Annotated in this window: 19 protein-coding genes; 4 read left to right on the top strand and 15 right to left on the bottom strand. The window is 30.3% G+C overall.

Annotation, left to right across the window (positions count from 1 at the left end; all coding sequences use genetic code 11):
- Positions 1 to 58: 58 nt before the first annotated feature.
- Genes L0U72_RS04345 through L0U72_RS04335 form a run of 3 tightly spaced genes read left to right on the top strand, consistent with a single transcriptional unit; the run spans position 59 to position 2676 of the window.
- Entirely contained in the window at positions 59 to 640 is a 582-nt protein-coding gene (locus L0U72_RS04345; RefSeq protein WP_233898517.1) for a HupE/UreJ family protein, read from the top strand.
- 55 nt (positions 641 to 695) lie between these two features.
- A complete protein-coding gene (locus L0U72_RS04340) occupies positions 696 to 1127 on the top strand; it encodes a deoxycytidylate deaminase (RefSeq protein ID WP_101917800.1) in 432 nt (143 codons plus the stop codon).
- Positions 1114 to 2676: a S41 family peptidase gene (locus L0U72_RS04335; RefSeq protein WP_233898516.1), complete on the top strand. Its 1563-nt coding sequence runs from the start codon at positions 1114 to 1116 to the stop codon at positions 2674 to 2676. Before L0U72_RS04340 ends, L0U72_RS04335 begins: the two co-directional genes overlap by 14 nt.
- A 316-nt stretch (positions 2677 to 2992) precedes the next feature.
- Here L0U72_RS04335 and L0U72_RS04330 read toward each other — a convergent pair whose 3' ends face one another.
- The 10 genes from L0U72_RS04330 to thiL form a co-directional block, all read right to left on the bottom strand.
- Positions 2993 to 3739 (bottom strand): LytR/AlgR family response regulator transcription factor, encoded by a 747-nt coding sequence (locus L0U72_RS04330; protein ID WP_233898515.1) that lies wholly within the window; start codon positions 3737 to 3739, stop codon positions 2993 to 2995.
- A 91-nt stretch (positions 3740 to 3830) separates the two neighbouring features.
- Complete coding sequence (locus tag L0U72_RS04325; RefSeq protein WP_233898514.1) at positions 3831 to 5504, bottom strand: tetratricopeptide repeat-containing sensor histidine kinase; 1674 nt, start codon at positions 5502 to 5504, stop codon at positions 3831 to 3833.
- A 41-nt stretch (positions 5505 to 5545) separates the two neighbouring features.
- Entirely contained in the window at positions 5546 to 7039 is a 1494-nt protein-coding gene (locus L0U72_RS04320; protein ID WP_233897913.1) for a GH3 auxin-responsive promoter family protein, read from the bottom strand.
- Positions 7040 to 7064: 25 nt separating this feature from the next.
- Positions 7065 to 7940, bottom strand: coding sequence for a M23 family metallopeptidase (locus tag L0U72_RS04315; protein ID WP_233898513.1), 876 nt, complete (start codon positions 7938 to 7940; stop codon positions 7065 to 7067).
- A gap of 66 nt (positions 7941 to 8006) precedes the next feature.
- Positions 8007 to 8603, bottom strand: a complete 597-nt coding sequence (nadD, locus tag L0U72_RS04310) for a nicotinate (nicotinamide) nucleotide adenylyltransferase (protein WP_101917806.1) — start codon at positions 8601 to 8603, stop codon at positions 8007 to 8009.
- A 39-nt stretch (positions 8604 to 8642) separates the two neighbouring features.
- A complete protein-coding gene (gene gmk / locus L0U72_RS04305; protein WP_101917807.1) occupies positions 8643 to 9233 on the bottom strand; it encodes a guanylate kinase in 591 nt (196 codons plus the stop codon).
- Between the two features lies 1 nt (position 9234).
- A complete protein-coding gene (locus tag L0U72_RS04300) occupies positions 9235 to 10125 on the bottom strand; it encodes a YicC/YloC family endoribonuclease (protein WP_233884653.1) in 891 nt (296 codons plus the stop codon).
- A gap of 29 nt (positions 10126 to 10154) precedes the next feature.
- Entirely contained in the window at positions 10155 to 11078 is a 924-nt protein-coding gene (locus L0U72_RS04295; protein ID WP_101917809.1) for a DMT family transporter, read from the bottom strand.
- 160 nt (positions 11079 to 11238) lie between these two features.
- Entirely contained in the window at positions 11239 to 11724 is a 486-nt protein-coding gene (lysM, locus tag L0U72_RS04290) for a peptidoglycan-binding protein LysM (RefSeq protein ID WP_233898512.1), read from the bottom strand.
- A 628-nt stretch (positions 11725 to 12352) separates the two neighbouring features.
- Positions 12353 to 13411 carry a thiamine-phosphate kinase gene (gene thiL / locus L0U72_RS04285; protein WP_233897916.1) on the bottom strand — a complete coding sequence of 353 codons (1059 nt, stop codon included), beginning with the start codon at positions 13409 to 13411 and terminating at the stop codon, positions 12353 to 12355.
- A gap of 99 nt (positions 13412 to 13510) precedes the next feature.
- Between thiL and L0U72_RS04280 the strand changes: the two genes are divergently transcribed.
- Complete coding sequence (locus L0U72_RS04280) at positions 13511 to 14245, top strand: MbnP family protein (protein WP_233861096.1); 735 nt, start codon at positions 13511 to 13513, stop codon at positions 14243 to 14245.
- Positions 14246 to 14329: 84 nt separating this feature from the next.
- Here the strand turns inward: L0U72_RS04280 and L0U72_RS04275 are convergent, their stop codons facing one another.
- The 5 genes from L0U72_RS04275 to L0U72_RS04255 all read right to left on the bottom strand — a co-directional run bounded on the left by L0U72_RS04275 (position 14330) and on the right by L0U72_RS04255 (position 19196).
- Complete coding sequence (locus tag L0U72_RS04275) at positions 14330 to 14941, bottom strand: outer membrane protein (protein ID WP_233897917.1); 612 nt, start codon at positions 14939 to 14941, stop codon at positions 14330 to 14332.
- 19 nt (positions 14942 to 14960) lie between these two features.
- A complete protein-coding gene (locus L0U72_RS04270) occupies positions 14961 to 16193 on the bottom strand; it encodes an META domain-containing protein (protein WP_233898511.1) in 1233 nt (410 codons plus the stop codon).
- Positions 16194 to 16254: 61 nt separating this feature from the next.
- Positions 16255 to 16935 (bottom strand): hypothetical protein, encoded by a 681-nt coding sequence (locus tag L0U72_RS04265; RefSeq protein WP_233898510.1) that lies wholly within the window; start codon positions 16933 to 16935, stop codon positions 16255 to 16257.
- Positions 16936 to 16987: 52 nt separating this feature from the next.
- Positions 16988 to 17866 (bottom strand): hypothetical protein, encoded by an 879-nt coding sequence (locus L0U72_RS04260; protein ID WP_233898509.1) that lies wholly within the window; start codon positions 17864 to 17866, stop codon positions 16988 to 16990.
- A 34-nt stretch (positions 17867 to 17900) separates the two neighbouring features.
- A complete protein-coding gene (locus tag L0U72_RS04255) occupies positions 17901 to 19196 on the bottom strand; it encodes an OmpA family protein (protein ID WP_233898508.1) in 1296 nt (431 codons plus the stop codon).
- Positions 19197 to 19198 lie beyond the last annotated feature (2 nt).

The raw sequence follows: 19198 nt of genomic DNA, 5'->3' as shown, positions 1-19198 counted from the left end.
ATATTTCAACTATTTATCATTTTAATTATTTAATTATCATTAATACTTACTCAAATCAATGAACGATTTTATTTTTTACCTTAAAATGGGCTTATTTCATGTGCTTGATATTAGTGCCTATGACCATATTTTATTTTTAATCGTCTTGGCGATTGTATATCAATTTAAACAATGGAAAAAAGTTTTATGGTTAATCACGTTATTTACCGTTGGACATTCGATAACTTTGGCACTTTCTGCCTATGGAATCGTCAAAATAAATGCCGATTTAGTCGAGTTTTTAATTCCATTAAGTATTTTCATCACTGGTTTGCTGAATGTTTTAACCGCTAAAAAAGCATCGGTAGGAAAAGAAAATCAAAATTTATTTTTTGCTTTATTCTTCGGATTAATTCACGGACTTGGTTTTTCAAATTATTTCAAAATAATGATTGGTAAAACTTCCGATAAATTAATGCCACTTTTAGAATTTGCTATCGGTGTAGAAATCGCACAAATTATTATTGTTTTAGGAATTTTATTGACAGGGAAAATAGCGTTAACATTCTTGAATTTACACCGAAGAGATTGGATTTTAGTGGTTTCATCAGTTGTTATGGGAATTGCTTTCGAGATGATGATGAATCGTATTTTTTGGTAACGAATTAGATAATTAACTTTTAAAAACTCTTGTAAAATCTATAAATTCATTTATTATTTTGGGTAAAAAACAATTAAAATACGACAAGGCCTATTTGAAAATGGCAAAAGAATGGGGTAAATTATCGCATTGCAAACGCAAACAAGTAGGCGCGATTATCGTTAAAGATCGCATGATTATTTCTGATGGTTATAACGGAACGCCTTCTGGCTTTGAAAATTATTGTGAAGACGAAGAAGGCTACACAAAATGGTACGTACTACATGCCGAGGCAAATGCGATTTTAAAAGTTGCTGCTTCTACGCAATCATGCAAAGGTGCGACCTTATATATTACTCTTTCTCCTTGCCAACAATGTAGCAAATTAATACATCAGGCGGGTATAAAACGCGTGGTTTATGCCGAAGATTATAAAGATACTTCTGGCATCGATTTTTTAGAAAAAGCAGGGGTTAAAATCATACATTTACCTTATGAAAAAAAATAATTTCCCTATCTATTTTTCCTTTGCCGTAGTTTTAGGTATCCTTATCGGAACTTTTTTTAGCAAAGGAACAACAACTAATTTTATCCGAAAAAATTCAGCATCGGAAAAAAAAATAAAACGCTTAATCGATTACATACAACATGATTATGTCGATGCTGTAAATACTGATGATTTATTAGACGGTGCAATAACCGAAATGCTCGGTAAATTAGACCCACATTCTGTATATATTCCCAAAGAAAAACTTCAATTAATTACCGAAAATATGCAAGGTAATTTTGTAGGAATCGGCGTGCAATATCGTATGATTGGCGACACTATTACAGTGATTTCACCTATCAAAGGAGGTCCAAGTATTAAAGCGGGAATTAAAGCAGGCGACCGTATTTTATCCGCAGATAAAGATACCTTATTCGGTAAAAATTTATCGACAACAACCATCATGAAATCCCTAAAAGGAGAACCAAATACAAGCGTTCGCTTACAAATTTATCGAAAAACAATCGATAGTATTTTTGATGTAAATATCAATAGAAATAAGGTAAATATTAAAAGTGTTGATGTCGCTTATATGCTAAATGATAGTCTTGGGTATATCAAATTAAATCGTTTTGCTCGTAATTCTTATCAGGAATTTAAAAATTCTTTACGTGATTTAAAAGAAAAAGGAATGACTGATTTAGTATTTGATCTTCGTGGAAATGGTGGTGGTTTTGTGGATATCGCCAATAGTATTGTTGATGAATTTTTAGAAGATGAAAAATTAATTGTATTCACCAAAAATAATAAAGGAAACATTAAAGAATCGTTTGCCACCAAAAAAGGAAGTTTTGAAAAAGGTGGTTTATATGTTTTAATTGATGAAAATTCAGCTTCGGCTTCGGAAATTGTTGCGGGAGCTTTACAGGATAATGACAAAGGAATTATCATCGGTCGGCGTTCGTTCGGAAAAGGATTGGTACAACAAGAAATGGATTTAGGAGATGGTTCTGCAGTTCGTTTAACAATCGCTCGCTATTACACGCCAACAGGACGTTCCATTCAAAAACCATACAAAAAAGAAGACGCAACTTCGGTATATGATACCGATTTTGATACTCGATTAAAAAATGGCGAGTTTTTCACAAAAGATAGCATTAAAACTATTGATAGTCTAAAATTTACCACGCCAAAAGGAAAAATTGTGTACGGCGGTGGCGGTATTATTCCTGATTATTTTGTGTCTGTAGATACCACAAACTATATTCCAACTATCTTTTTTAGACCTTTAAATACCTTTGCTTTTAATTATGTCGATAATAATCGTACAGCATTAGAAAACCTAACAGTCGAAGAATTTATCAAAAATTTTGATGCTAAAAATGATGTTTCTACTGAATTTTTCAAAGAACTTAAAAGTTATAAATTCTCTAAAAAAACGAAAAATCAACTAAAAGAAACGCTAAAAACAGTCATCGCTAGAGAACTTTTTAGCGATGAAGGTTTGTATAAAGTGAATCAAATGAATGATAAAATGCTTCAAAAAGTATTTGAATTAGAAACGAAATAATCAAAAAAAACACTTATACCAATATAAGAAACGCTTACCTCCTATTTTTAAGCACTAAGGGATTCTAAAATAAATCACTTTCAATTACTCTTTACATTTGTAGTAAGTTAAAAATAAAAGAAGGGTTTTTTAACTACAAAAAAAGTGGTAATTAACATGTATGTATTCAAATTCAGGAGGGAGGGAATTAAGATACTATGTTTTTTACTGCTTTTTTACGCTTTAAAGTACCTGAGCTACACTCAAAGCTAAGTCCTAGTGTCTTTTTTATTAACACATACCTAGTTCCTCAAATTAAAATTGATAATTTGTTTTTTTATCTAAAAATCTTATTATTTTTCAAAAATTGCTTCTTAAAACGATCACTAAATAATACTTTATGATTATTATTTAAAATCAATAAATTATCTTCAAAATAAAGTGCTTGTATTTTTTTAAGATTTACTAAATAATTTCGGTGAGTTTGAACAAAATAAGTATCGCCAAGTAATTCTTTCACTTTTGTTAACGATAATCGAATTATATACTCCTGATCTTGATCACAAACAAACCGGCAGTATTTTTCTTTAACTTCTACATAAAAAATTGATTTTATATCAACCTTTACAATACCTTGGTTTTTTTTAACAAATAAAAAGGAAGGTGTAATAATCGCTTTTTCATCACTTAAACTGCTGTTATTTCCCTGTTCATAAAATTTTTCTAAAGCCAATTCTAAAGAATACAGTAATTCCAATTTATTAAATGGTTTTAATAAATAAGTGTATGGTTTTGTAAGTTTTGCATCGTTAAATACTACCCTACTTTGCATACTTGTTAAAAATAAAAAAGGCGTTTCAATCTGTTCTTTATTTAAGCGATGTGCTAACGAAATACCATCTGGCTGTCCGTTAATCATAATATCTAAAAGAATGATATCAAAAAAGCGGTTTTTTAGTTCTTTTTCAGCGTCTTTAGTATTTTTCACATGAATAACTTCATAATCATGTGCCTCTAATAAGTTTATTATTTCTGTCGCTTCTTCCTCTAAATCTTCTAATAGAAGCAGTCGTAAATTATTCATCTTTTATAGCTTTTTAACTAACGAAGATACTTATTTTATAAGTTAAATCATCTTAAAAAAACACTAAACAAACTAATTTCTAGACTAATAACTAAGCTAAAGGCAGTAAAATAACAGCCGTTGTATAAACTCCTTCTTCACTTTCAAAAAACAAAGTTCCTTTATTTTTTTTAATCAATGTTTGACACAATAATAAGCCCAATCCAACGCCTTTTGAATGGTCTATTTTAGCTATGGATACATCTTTTAACCCATTAATTTCTTTAAGTTTTTCTGGTGACATTCCAATTCCAGTATCTTTAATTTCAATCGATGCTTGGTTTTTGGAATATATTTTCATTTTAATCGAAATACTTCCTGAATCTTTCATGTATTTCATCGAATTATCGATTAAGTTTCGCAGTACAATTTTTAAAGATTCTTTATCTATTAAAACAAATACCCCTGTTTCTAAATCGCTTGAAATAGAAATATCTTTAACACTTCCTAAATTTTCATAATCAAACAAAAGATGTTCTATTATTGGGCGGAGGGCATTTTTTTCGGGAGTAAAACTTAACATATTACTTTGATCTAACGACCAATACAGTACATTATCTAATAAACGACTCGTACTTTGCGTAATTGAAATAGCCAGCTGAGTTGCTTGTTTAATTGCAGGTAAATCATTATTTTCAATATGTTTTTCTAGTTTTTTATGCTGTCTTTTTATCGTATTTATAGGCGATCGTAAATCATGTGAAACTACCGAAAACAAATAATCTTTTGTTTTATTAGCCACACTTAAAGCTTCCTTTTGTGCTATAATTAGTTTATTCTTACTTCGTAATTTTTTATAGACAACCCCTAAAATCGCTAAAAGAAATAACAATAAACTTCCGCCAAAAATCAATCCTTTTTGAACTATTTTTTGACGTTTTATTTCTTCATTTTTAATTCTAATTTCTTGCTGTTTATAAGCAATGGCAATTTTTTTATCTCTTTCGGTAATTTCCCAAATTTTCTCTTTATTCCAAATAGAATCTTTCCAGCGATTACTTTCTTTGTAATACTTAACACTTTTTTTATAGCGTTTTCTATTTTCTTCTACCACGGCCATACTAAAAGCAGTACTTTCCTTTAATACGATATCAGTATACAATTGTGATAAATTATAACTTTCTTTAAATAAGGGAATCGCTTGTTTATCTAAATATTGATCGTAATACATATATGCCATTCCCATTTTTAATTTAATCAAAGAAGTGGTATCGTTTTTTTGAATTAAAGAAAGCTGTTTATCATAATAAAAAGTAGCTTTTTTAAAGTCTTTTTTATAAAAATAACATGCTGCTAAATTATGATAGATCATTGACCTTTGCTCAACATCTTTCATAATATCTTTAGATGATACGCATTTCTCTAAGCTTAAAATTGATGTATCATATTTTTGTTGATTTAAGTAAACATAACCGAGTCTTAAATTTTTTAAAGAAGCAAAACGCCCTGTATCTGATATTTTATCAAGGCTAAACAGTGCCTTTTTAAATAGTGATTTTTCTGTTGGACTAATACTTTGCAAATAATATATAATATCTTTTTGATTGGTAGTTGTAACGTCTAATAAAGCTTTATTTGAATAAATATAGCAAGAATCGTATTGTTTTAATTTATAAAATTCAAGAACTTTACAAAAAGATTTTATTTGAACTTTTCTACAAATAGAATCTGTTTTATTTCTCAAATCGTCTAATGCTTTTTGAGAAAAAGAATTTATTACGTACATCAATAAAATAAAAAACACGTATTTATTATTCATAGTAAAAACTACACTAAAAAGTTTTTTAAGACTTCGGCAATTTTACGATTGTCTGATAATTGTGGGATTTTATTTTGTCCGCCAAACTTTCCAATTGATTTCATATATTCATGAAAACCACCTTTTTTCACTTTTCTGATGATAAGCGGTTGTAATATTTTCCCTGTAATTAAATCAAAATAATATACATTTTGATGTTGCATAGAAGCGTCCATTTTCTGTGCTAATTCGGTTAAATTTTCGGGTTCATTTTCAAATTCGATAAACCATTCATGATACGGCAATCCGCTTTCAGGATTTACCTGTGGAGCAACGGTAAATTCACTTATCGTGGTTTTTGTACCGATAATTGCATCATTTAAAGCCTTTTCAACTTCTTTTCCGATTACGTGTTCGCCAAAGGCGGAAATAAAATGTTTAATACGTCCTGTAACTTTTATTCGGTAGGGTTTCAGTGATATAAACTCGATAGTATCGCCGATATTATAGCCCCAAAGTCCTGCGGAAGTGTTTAAAATAATGACATAATTTACGTTTAATTCGACATCTTTTAAACAAATTCGGGTAGGATTTTGCTCATAAAATTCGGATGCTGGAATAAATTCATAAAAAATTCCTGAATTTAATTGCAGTAACATTCCTTTTTCGGTTTGCGAATCTTGATACGCAATAAATCCTTCGGAAGCGGGATATAATTCAATATAATCAATTTTTTTTCCGATTAACGTTTCGAATTTATTTTTATACGGTTCAAAATTCACGCCTCCATATACGAAGAAATTAAAATTCGGAAATATTTCTGCGATTGGTTTTCCTGTTTTGGCGATTAATTTTTCAAAATACATTTGCACCCAAGACGGAATTCCACTAATGACTGACATATCTTGATCAATGGTTTCTTCTACTATTTTATCAACTTTTGTATCCCAATCTTCGATACAATTGGTTTGCCAACTTGGCAACCTATTTTTCAATAAATAATTCGGTACATAATGGGCTGCAATCCCGCTTAATCGTCCTAATTTGACACCGTTTAAATCTTCTAAAACAGGGCTTCCTTGTAAAAAAATCATTTTTCCGTTTACAAAACTAGCATCCTTTGTTTCGGCAATATAAAAAAGCAAGGCATTTCGTGCCGATTTTATATGTGTTGGCATTGATTCTTTGGTAATCGGAATATATTTTGCTCCAGAAGTTGTGCCTGAAGTTTTAGCAAAATACAGTGGTTTTCCTTTCCACAAAATATTTTCTTCTCCTGCGACCATCCTATCGACATAGCTACGTAATCCTTCATAATCGGTAATTGGAACACGTTTTTTAAAATCTTCATAATTATTGATTGACACAAAATCATGATCATTACCAAAAGCTGTTTTACATCCTTCTGATACCAAATATTCGAATACTTTTTGTTGTGTTTTATGCGGATTATTTGCCCATTTATACACTTGTTTTCGTACTTGTTTAGCAAAAGGAATGGCTAATAATGCTTTGATGCTCATGATACAATATTTTAGCTGATTTTTATTATTGAAAATCTATATAATCGGTTGGATTTACGGGAAATCCATTATTCCATAATTCAAAATGCAGGTGTGGTCCTGTTGATAATTCACCTGTATCACCAACACTAGCAATGGCTTCGCCTGATTTGACAATATCGCCTTGTTGTTTTAATAGTGTTCCATTGTGTTTATATACCGATATAAATTCATTAGCGTGTTGTATGGTTAATACATAACCTGTTTCTGCTGTCCATTCTGCTAAAATCACGGTTCCATCAGTAATTGCTTTTACGGGCGTTCCTGATTTTGCAACAATATCAATAGCATAATGTTTATCATCTCTATTAAAAATTTGAGAAACGGTACCTGTTAGGGGCGAAAAAAACACCACTTTAGCTCTTCCTTCTGCTCCTTCGGATAATGGAAATCGGTCTTTCATTTCCACTTTTTCTCTAAATAGGGAATCTTCTTTGGTAGCTTGTAATTGTTGTTGATAAACGCCTATATTTTTAATTTCTGTTTGTATAGAATCTATTTTATCGGGACCTATTTCACCTGTTAAAACGGGTTTCAAAGCTTTTGTAAATTGTTCAATAACAGCCAATCGGGTTTTTAGGGAATCGGTTTGATATACCAATCGGGTAGCTTTCTTTTTTAATGAGGTTGAGGAATATCCAGGAATATATTCTCTAAGTCCAGTAAAGGCGATTAACAGGGTTGTTAATCCAATTAATACGATTGAAAAAATACCACTAAAAACAAAGACATTTAAGCGTGATAATTTTAATGAAAATTTCTCTTGAAAAGTATCTTCATTTAAAATTACCAATCGATATTTATCGACTAGTTTTTGTTTAAGTTTATGTTTGAGTTTCTTTTTATTTTTATTTTGAGGCACGTTATACTTTTTTAATTTGAAGCTTTTTCAAATATACAACGAAAATTTAATGAAAATTTAGCGAAACTATTTTTTATAAAAGTTCATTTTATCGATATATTCCCAAACTTTCGTTGCTACTAATGGTCTTATATTTTTATTATTTTTGATTCCATTTCGAATCATTGTGGAAGATATTTGTACAATTGGAGCTTCAATTCGATGAATTTTGGCGTGTTTTATAAATTGATTGGCTACAATTCCTTCGGATATTCGAGGATACACATATAATTGATAATCGTCTAAAATAGCTTGATAATTTTTCCATTTATGGAAGTTTTTCAAATTATCTTCTCCCATAATTAGGTTAAAATTATAGTTCGGATATTGTTCCGAAATATGCGTTAATGTATTGATGGTATAATTTGGCTGTGGCAAGGTAAACTCGATATCGGACGCTTTAATTTTATCGTAATTTTTGGTTGCTAATTGCACCATTTCGAATCGGTCGTAATTATTGAGTAAGGTATTTTTATTTTTAAACGGATTATGAGGTGTTACGACCATCCAAATTTCATCTAAATCAGAATTTTCGACCATTTGATTGGCGATAATTAAGTGTCCTATATGAATAGGATTGAAAGTTCCGAAATACAGACCGATATTTTTGCTGAAATTTCCCATAATCCGTTTTAAAATATATGTATTATTATTTTTACTATTTTATGATATAAAATCACGAACTAATTCTTCTGCTTCTTTTAAAGCGATTGTTAAATCGTAATTTTTTATAATTTTATCAAACTGCGGTGCGGTTGCCAATTCTACGGATGCTTTAGCGATACGCATATTTATTTTGTCTTCGGTTTCGGTGCTTCTTTTTTTGAGTCGTATTTTAAGTTCATCAATACTTGGAGGCTTTACAAAAACGGCTAATGTTTGTTCAGGGAATTTACTTTTGATACGCAATCCTCCTGCAACATCGATATCAAAAATAACGTGTTTTTTCAAAGCCCAGATGCGTTCTACTTCGGTTTTTAGAGTTCCGTAGAAGTTATCTCGATATACTTCTTCCCATTCTAAGAATTCATCTGCTTTAATTTTTTGTTTAAATTCGTGAGCAGAAATAAAGTAATAATCCTCGCCATTAACCTCTTCGCCTCTTGCTTTTCTTGAGGTTGCTGATATTGAAAATTCTAGGTTAAGTTTTTCTTGTTGTAATAAGTGTCGAACAATGGTTGTTTTTCCTGAACCTGAGGGAGCTGAAAATACTAATAATTTTCCTTTAAAGTCTTTTTTAGAATTTTCTGACATCTTACAAAACGTTTAAAATTTGTTCTTTTATTTTTTCTAATTCGTCTTTCATTTGAATGACTATTTTTTGCATTACTGCAAAATTAGCTTTTGAGCCCATTGTATTTACTTCTCGTCCAATTTCTTGCACGATAAATCCTAATTTTTTTCCGTTAGAATCGTTTGTTTCTAATTGTTCTAGGAAATAAATCAGGTGATTTTCTAAGCGTACTTTTTCTTCGTTGATGTCTAATTTTTCTAGATAGTAGATTAATTCTTGTTCGAATCTATTTTCATCAATTTCGATTTTCAAGTCGGTTAATGCCTTTTGCAAACGTTCTTTTACGTTAACAATTCGTTGGCTATCAAGTTCTTTAATTTCTTGTAAAGCTGTTTGAATATTGGCGATTCGTAGTTGAAAATCTTTTTCTAAAGATTTGGCTTCATCGGTTCTGTATGCGATGATTTCTTTTAGCGCTTCTTCAATATGGATTTCAATTTGCGTCCATTCATTTTCGTCTAATTCTTCACGTTCTGTTTTCAGGGCATCAGGCATTCTGATGGCCATTTTCAGGAATTCAATTTTTTGATTTTCATCAATAGTCGATATATTTCCGAGTGAATTTCCGAGTGATTTTTTTAGCTGTTCGATGTAATTTTCAACCACTATTTTGTTGACGGTTGTTGATGTTTGTTCGGCGGTCATTTCTACATAAATAGAAAAATCTATTTTACCTCGCACCAGATTACTCGCTAATTTTTTACGAACGGATAGTTCTTTTTCTCTGTAATAAGAAGGGATTCTGGTATTTAAGTCTAAGTTTTTACTGTTTAGCGACTTAATTTCAATGGTTACTTTTTTTGATGGCAACTGTAATACGGATTTTCCATAACCCGTCATAGACTGTATCATATCGTCAATTTAGAAAAGCAAAGATACTGTTATTTATTTTTAACCGAAACTACTTGTTTTGATACTAAAAACACACCTAAAAATATCAATAATGTTGCCATTATTTTAACGGTATCGAAACTATCGCTTCCGACCAACAAGGCGTAAATAGCTGCGATTACTGGTTGTAAATAGATAAAAACGCTTACGGTTGTTGGTTTTAATCTTACTAGGGCAAATAAATTACATAAATACGTAATACAGGTAGTGAATAGTACGACAAAACCTGCTTTTAAGTAGATTGATATTGGCATTACTTGCCATTGAATTTCGATTAATTCTAAAAATCCGAAGGGTAAAACGAATATTAAACCGAATAAATAGAGCCATTTTACAAATACAATTGGATGGTATTTTCCTATTATTTTTTTCACTTGTACTAAGTACATTCCGTAAGAAGCAGCGTTAATAAATACTAAAAAATTACCGAACATCATATTTTTGGTTGCACCATCGGAGGTACTTCCGTAAACGATTAAAATAATTGCACCGATTAGTCCTATGATAATACCGATTATTTTCTGTAAAACTAAGCGTTCTTTTAGGATAATACTCGAAAAAATCAAGACTAAAATGGGTGCTGTAACCATCATTACCGAAGCACTGATTGGCGTTGTGTAGCTTAATCCTTTAAAAAAAGTAAGCATATTTAACCCAACTCCAAAAAAGGCGGCGATACTTATTTTTTTATAATCTGATTTTTCAATTACTATTTTTCTTGCTGTTTCAGTTGATTTTTTATTGATAAAAAGACCTAGCGTCCAAAAAACGATAGCCGCACCTCCTACTCGAATTACGATAAATCCAAATGGTTTAATATACATTGGCATCACTTCTTTTGCGATGGTAAAGGTAACCCCATAAATGAGCGTAGCTACTGATAATGCTATTAAAGCCAGTGTTCTTTGATTCATTTTAATATTTTTTGAGATACTTTTTCAGGATACTTCTAATCTGTTTAAAAAGCTACAAAGATGCGGTTTATTCTTGAATTTTTGGACGTAAAAAAGCACTACGTTTGTAGTGCTTTTCTTCTCTAAATTACGTTAGATTTTATCTATAAATTCCTTTTAATTAATCAATTAAAGCAGGAACTCTTAATACTTGTCCAGGATAAATTTTATCAGGATGTGATAACATTGGTTTGTTTGCTTCAAAAATTACGGTATATTTCATTGGATCACCATAAAATTCTTTTGCTATTTTCCCTAAAGTATCTCCACTTCCTACGGTATGAAATTGTGCCATTATTTCTTCAACAACTTCTACTTCTGCTACAACCTCAACAGGTGCAACGGTCATATTGTCTTCAACAGAACCAATTCCATTAGTATTTCCTACTACTAAAATAACTTTTTCTTTGGTTGCTAAATCAGCTGCTTCTCCAGAAATAGTTGCTTTGTCTTCGTCTATAACGATTGCTAAATTTTCAACAGGTAATTCTAGCGTATTTACAGCATCTACTAATTTTGCAGATTTTTCAACCGCTTCTTCTTCCGTTGTTTTTCCTACACCAAATACTTTAGCTCCAGCGTTTTTAATAAATGAAAAAATTCCCATTTTCTTTTTGTTTTTTTTAGTTAATAAATAGTTTTACTTCTGATTACTAATATACAATTTTTACGCCATTTTTATTTTTTTTATAAAAAAATATTTTATTTTTTAATTTTCCTTATAGACAAATAGCAATATTTACAAGATAAAAATCTAAACTACTAGTGTTTATCTTTTTTCAACAGATTATTTTTTTTGTTTTTTGATAGCTTGGTTTTAAGCTATTTTCTATTGATTTTTAGGGTTATTTTTACTCTAATTATTTCCTTAACTATTGCTTTTTATACTTTTTAAGACTAAAAAGAAACTCAGTTCTATTTTTATTTGACGGCACAAGCAAGATGCTTGCGCTAGCATTTTTCATTGCTAGTGCGAGCGTCACGCTCGTACCGTATCTAATAATACTTTGAAGGCAAGAATGATAAAAATATATTTGAAATAAATAGATAAATCAAATGCCTAGCCCCGATTGACGCATTTGTTTGAGCTCCTTTTTTGATTTTTCTTCAAAAAAGAGCGAGTGCAGAAAGCGGGAAATTGCTTCAATTTATTATTTTTATATTCTTTAAAAAAATGGCAAAAAAAACCACACTTCTAAAAAGTATGGTTTATAATATATTGATATATTTTGTATTTATTCTTGAGCACCTTGTTTAAAAGTATTCCATCCTTGTGCTTTTAGTTCAATTTCTTGATCGGCACGTGTTACAAGATTCATTCCTTGATTTTGTTCTACAACGTGCCCAATAATTGATAAGTTTGGATTTGATTTAATTTTTTCAAAATCGGCAATTGGAACTGTAAAAAGGAGTTCATAATCTTCGCCACCACTTAATGCAATCATCGTGCTATCCATATTAAATTCTTCGGATGTTGAAATAACTTGTGGATCTAGCGGTAATTTATCTTCATAAATTTTACAACCCGTTTTACTTTGCGTACAAATGTGCATTATTTCCGAAGATAATCCATCAGAAATATCAATCATAGCAGTTGGTTTCACGTCCAATTCTTTCAATAATTCGACAATATCTTTACGTGCTTCTGGTTTTAATTGACGTTCAATTAAATACGTATAAGCGTCTAAATCTGGCTGACTTTCTGGATTTACTTGAAATACTTGTTTCTCTCTTTCTAAAACTTGTAATCCTAAATACGCGCCTCCTAAATCTCCTGAAACCACAATTAAATCCGTTGGTTTTGCGCCATTTCGATACACGATTTCTTCTTTATTCGCTGTTCCAATTGCAGTAATCGAAAGCAACATTCCTTTGGTTGATGATGTCGTATCACCGCCAATTAAATCTACTTTATACGTGTCACACGCAAGTTGAATTCCTGCATATAATTCTTCCAAAGCTTCTAACGGAAAACGGTTTGAAACCGCTATGGAAACCGTAATTTGTTCGGCAACACCATTCATCGCATACACATCTGATAAATTCACCATAACGGCTTTATATCCTAAGTGTTTTAAAGGCATGTAGCTTAAATCAAAATGCACGCCTTCAATCAATAAATCGGTAGTTATTAAGCGTTCTTTTTCTGATGCGCTAATGACCGCAGCATCGTCTCCAATTCCTTTTGTTGTTGATGAATTGTACAGCTTAAAATGCTCGGTTAAATGGTTTATTAATCCAAATTCTCCTAATTCAGCTAATGAGGTTCTTTCTTGATTTTTATCTTCTAACATCTGGCAAAGATAACAACAAGTATTTAATTATCTTTGATGCTCTTTTATTGATTTTTTTATTAACTTTTTTTTGACTTTTAAAACCTAAATAATATCCGAATGAAATATTTTTTTTTATTTATTATAAGTGCCGTATTTTTTTCTTGTAGTACCGATGATGACGAATTAATTAAACACGCCACTATCAAACTTAATTTTACTCAAAATTGGGATGAAACACCTGTAACTTCGGAAGATTTGAGTCGCACCAAATTCACGAATAAATTAGGAACAAAACTTACAATTGATAGTTTACGCTATGTAATTTCGAAAATTATTTTTACTGATGCGGGTGGCGATTCTACCATTTTTAAAACACATTATTTAGTAAATTTAGAAGATTCAAAAAGTTTAACACCCAGTTTATCAGAGAAAATATCCGAAGGAATTTATAAAGTATCGATGACTTTTGGAACAGCTTTAAATGATATTGATACAAAAAAATCAGACAAATCAGACAAATTAAACAGCGATTATCATTTGATAAAAATGAGCGGAACTTATTTAGATAGTACTAACGTTTATTCCAAGTTTAATTATGATATGATACATACATTTAATCCGAAAACCAACAAAACAGAAGAGAGTTCTTTTTCGGTAGAATTGGGTGTGATTTCAATTAAAAATGACGCGACTATTGAAATCAAAATGAATATTGCAGAATGGTTTAAAAATCCTAAAAACTGGAATTTGAATGAATTAAATACTGATTTAACAAAAAACTATGAAGCTCAAAAAATAATGTTTGAAAATGGTAAAAAAGGCGTTTTTAGTTTGGGAGCTATTTCGCAATAATTTTCATCAAAAAAAACAGGAATTGTTTTTAAGCAACTCCTGTTTTATTTTTAATTAACTCTTTTTTTTAGGATAAAAACTTCATTAAAAAGCAAATAAAACTCCTGCTCCTATTTGAAAAAAACCACCTGTTGTAATCGTATATTTTGCTTCGCCTACTAAAGATATTGATTTTGAAATTTCGTAACGAGCTCCTGCCCCTATATTTACGCCAAAATCGGTTGTTGTAGAGCTTGTTTCTTTGGCATTATAATTTTTATTATAGTCTTTATTATATTCCTCATAAATATTTTGAGAATCGTCAGAAATATCATCGTAAATATCGTCATAATCGCCCTCAAAATCGAAGGTTGGAACATTTACCATTAAGGCATTAATTCCTGCCAAACCATAAAAAGTTGTTTTATCTTTTGATGAAAAAACATAATGAGCATCTACGTCAAAAGAGTACCATTTTAAGTCAAAACCGTAGGTTTTTTTTGGTAAAAAATACGTAAATGATGCCGCTGCTTCCCATTGTTCGTTAATAATATAAACTCCTTTTGCTGACAATCCTAAAGAATTAATTTCTGAAGCATATCCAATTCCTGCACCTGCTAAAAAAGTTCCATCTTTTGTTTGAGCTTGTGTTTTTGTGGTTGAAAACACGGCTAAAAGTGTCGTAAAAATTGCGATAAAAAGTGTTGTTGTTTTCATAATTTTGATTGTTTTTTTATTATTTTTTTATTGATTTCGTTAACGTTTCGATAGTATATGTTGTTTCATTAAAAAAGGTATCAGTCGTTTGTTTGATAATTTTAGCATACACACCAGGACTGTTATCAATCATCCAATATTTTATTTTTTCATCGCCTAAAACGCCTATTACGACGGTACAATTTTGATTATTTATAGTTTCTTTTCCGATAATTTTATAATAATCGGGCGTTTTTTCAGGAAAAAAAGAATTGTACCGATTTACCATATTTCCTTTATAATTTTCTGAAGTTTGAATGGTATCGTATTTTGTTATCAATTTATTAGCAATTGAAACGCTTTGCTCTTCTTTATTTATCGTAATATTTTTACAAATTTTTGAAAATCGAAAAGCTTCAGCTTCTTTTACATAAGTTGCGTATTTATATTCTAGACTTTTAAAATTGGCTAAATTTTCATTAAAATTCTGTTGATTTCTCCATGCTTTTGGCAGTTTTTCTGCTTCGTTTTCTTGATTATTTTGTTGCTGATTTTCTTGTTGATTTTCTTCTGACATTAAATCTTCTGATTTAAAATCGAGCCATTGAATCGGATTTTTATCAAAATTTACGTTATCAAAAAACAAGGTTTCTTGCGGTCTTATTAGGGCTAAAAAATTATCAGAAACATCTTTTACCCTACTTTTTCCTTTTAAAATCCCACGAGTTCCTTGAAGACTTAACTCTTTTGTTTTTCGCAAATATTCCCATGTTCCTTTTTCTGAACTTACTGAATTTGGGCTAGCACTTACAAAAATAAAATTGTTCGGTAATTTTAATATCAGAAATAAATCATCAAAATCTTTATGATTTAATTTCCAAGTTCCCATTAATTTTGATTTTTTATTGCCTTTTGAAATTGCTTTTAAATCAATTTTCTTAAAAAAGTAACGCATTTGCTTTTTAGAGAAAATAAATTCTTTTTTAGTCAGTTTACTTATTTTGTGTGTGCCATTAAATTCATCCTCTGAAAAAGAAGATTTCAACACAATTTCTTTTTTATTTGGCTTAATTTCCCACTGACCAAATTCCCTTCCACGCTCCATAATTTTCCCTTCTTTAGAGAACGTAAATTCGGTATTAACCTCATTAATAATTCCTTGATCTTCTACTTTTGTAAGCTTCCAATTTCCTGAAACTAAATCTTGTGCTTCGGCTGTTAAAGAAGCTAAAGACATCAGTAAGACAAATACTACGATTATTTTTTGTTGCATTTTTTTTGATATTTATTTTTAATAAAATTATCTCCTAAAGGATTAATTATATCAATATGATTTACAGCTCATCAATATTTTTATGCGTATAATCTGGTAATTTAAAATAGCTTTCATTTACAGATACATCGAACTTAATATCTGTTGCTTCTTGCGTGGTTATAATACCGCCAATTGTTGAAACTATTTTAAGAGTAATTCCTTTATAAATCCATTGTTTCGAGCCTAAAGCAGTCCATATTTCACAATCATACCCTTTAAACTCTTCATTTTCAGATTGTGTTCCTCCCATTGAAATCAGCATTTTTCTACCTGCTTCAAGAGCGTCATAATCATTCAAACGCATAAGTTCTATTAGCGGGTCTGATTTTGTGAAAATTGTTTTAGTATCATAATCGACTGTATAAATCATTTCATTATCGATTTTATAAGTATTATGAGTGGTACTAACATCTGTAATTTTCTGATTAGAAATAGGAATTATAACGACAGTTGTTGTAGTACTTTGCTCATTTTTAAGTTCTTTTGCACCCCAATTATCAAAATATAATTGAGACGTTCCTGAACCATTTACAGTTCCACTTGCAACTGTTCCCGATATTGTTGTTACATATTTTATTATTCCAGATTCAACATTATATCGTTTAATGTCTTTACTTTCTAAATTATCATCTTTACTACAAGATGAAAATGTTACGATTAGTGTTATTAAGATAATTGTTGCTGTAAGTAATTTTTTCATGTTATTTATTTTTAAGAATTATTTAAAAGTTTTTTTATTTTTTTTTGAAGAATTATTTGGGCATCATTTTTTGAATCATATCATAAATTTTGCGTAATTCTTCATCGCTCATTTCTCTCATTTCGGCATCATTTTTAGTTGCTTGATATTTCCATTCTTTAAAAGACATATTTTTCATTTTGGCGAGTTCTTTTTTCATATCATCGACATCGCCTTTCATTTCCTGATCAAATTCAATATTTGTTAAAAAACCTTGTTGTTTTTCTATTGGAAAATCAGGAAGTTTAAACGCTTTTTCTGGCGGATTCTGATTAAAACTCATCGTAACAACTTCGGTTGTTGTAGTAACTCCAATTAATGTAATTACCGATTTCAAAACCACGCCTTTGTACATCCATTGTTTTCCTCCAGGGATTTCCCAAACATCACATAAAACGCCGTTTATTTTTTCTTTTCCTATTTCTTTTCCTCCGATACTTTCAAGCATTTTTTTGCCTATTTTTTCGGCATTGGCATTTGGTTCTAGGGTTTTTATGACATCCATAACAGGGCTTCTATTGGCGTATATTTTTTGATTTTCAAAATCTACAGTATAGCTTTCACCGTTATCTAGCTTACTAATACTATGATGATTATCCGTGGTTACTTGTTTGTTTCCTAGAATACTTATCGTGGTCGTTTGCGTATTTTTTATTTCTACTAATTCCACAGTTCCCCAGTTTTTAAAATAGCGTGTTTCTATTCCGTTTCCTTGTATTTTTCCGCCCATAATTTTACCTGAAATGGTTGTTTTATAGGTTATTTTTCCTTCGGATAAATTGTATCTTTTTATCGTTTTCTGCTGATTATCAGTGTTTTTTTGATTTTTCTCATTGCCCTTACAGCTCATCATACTGATAATAATAAGCAGGCTTGTTAGTATTGCTTTCATTTTTTTATGTTCATTTTTATTGATTTTAAAACGATTAAAATTTCACAAATTCGACTCTTCTATTGTTTGCTTTTCCTTCGGATGTATTGTTGTTATCTAGTGGTTTTGATTCTCCGAAACCTTTACTTTTTAATCTGCTTGCAGAAATTCCCATGCTGATTAATTTATTTTTAACGGTTTTGGCTCTTCCTTCCGATAATTTTTGATTATTTTCAGAATCGCCATCAGTATCGGTATGTCCTTCGATGCTAAATTTCAAATCGGGTTGTTTTCTCATCAATTGAAAAATTTTATTGATAGGTCCCATACTTTCACGTTTAAGAGTAACTTTATTCACATCGAATTTAATTCCGTTTACAATTATTTTTCCTTCGGATAAAACTCTGTCATAATATTTTACGCCACCTTTTGCGATACGAATATTTTTGATATACATTCCTTTCGAACCTGCCGTCATTGTTAATCCTGTCGGATTTCCTTTTAAATGTGGAATATTTATTAATCGTTCATCTTCTAAATAAACTTTAAATTTCCCTTTTGTGTAAGCTATTGATACGTGTCTCCAACCCGCAATTTTATCAAGATTTGAACGGGCTTTTTCTGATAAAGCTCCCTCGCTATCCTTCATTCTTACTTGATTCACATAAATTGTTAGTTGTGAAATCCCATTTCTCGATTGATTTTTTTTATCATAAAATGTTACATAATAGCGTTCGTTATATACATTCGGATTAAAAAAGGCATCAAATTCGATAGTAAAAATTTCGGGTAAATAATCTTTTTCAGCATCTTTTAAATACGGAACAATTCCTTTGCTGTGCATATTTCCGATGTCTGTAATAAAGGTGATTACAGATTTTCCATCAACTTCGGCTATTTCTGCTCCTCCTTTATATAAATCCCAATGGCTAGGAAATTCGCCATTTTCTTCGGATGTACTTGGATTGTCTTCAAAAATTACGGTATCACCAGACACGAAATCGAATTTATTCCAGATTACCGTTCTTTTTTTGGGTTTTTCGGTTACTTCTTCCGATGGTTTTACTGATACTTTTTTATCATTTTCAGTCGTTTTATTTTTTTGATTTTCTGGCTGATTTTCGGGTTTCTTTTTGCCATCAATTTTATCTTCTACTTTATCGAATTCTTTATCAATTTTTTTATTGATTCTTCTTTCTGAACGTTTTTCTGCTTCTCTTTCAATTTTATTTTCTGCTTTTTTCAATAATTTCTTAAAGAATTGAGCATTCGATTTTTGAGGAAAAAAGAGCATAAAACCGAAAAAAAGCATCACTTTAAAAATACTTTTTGATGTAATTAGTGTTTTCATAA

This window comes from Tenacibaculum piscium (assembly GCF_021390755.1).
In the GTDB taxonomy this organism is placed as follows: domain Bacteria; phylum Bacteroidota; class Bacteroidia; order Flavobacteriales; family Flavobacteriaceae; genus Polaribacter; species Polaribacter piscius.
Note: the sequence above shows the minus strand (reverse complement) of the source record. Positions and strands in the feature narration are given on the sequence as shown.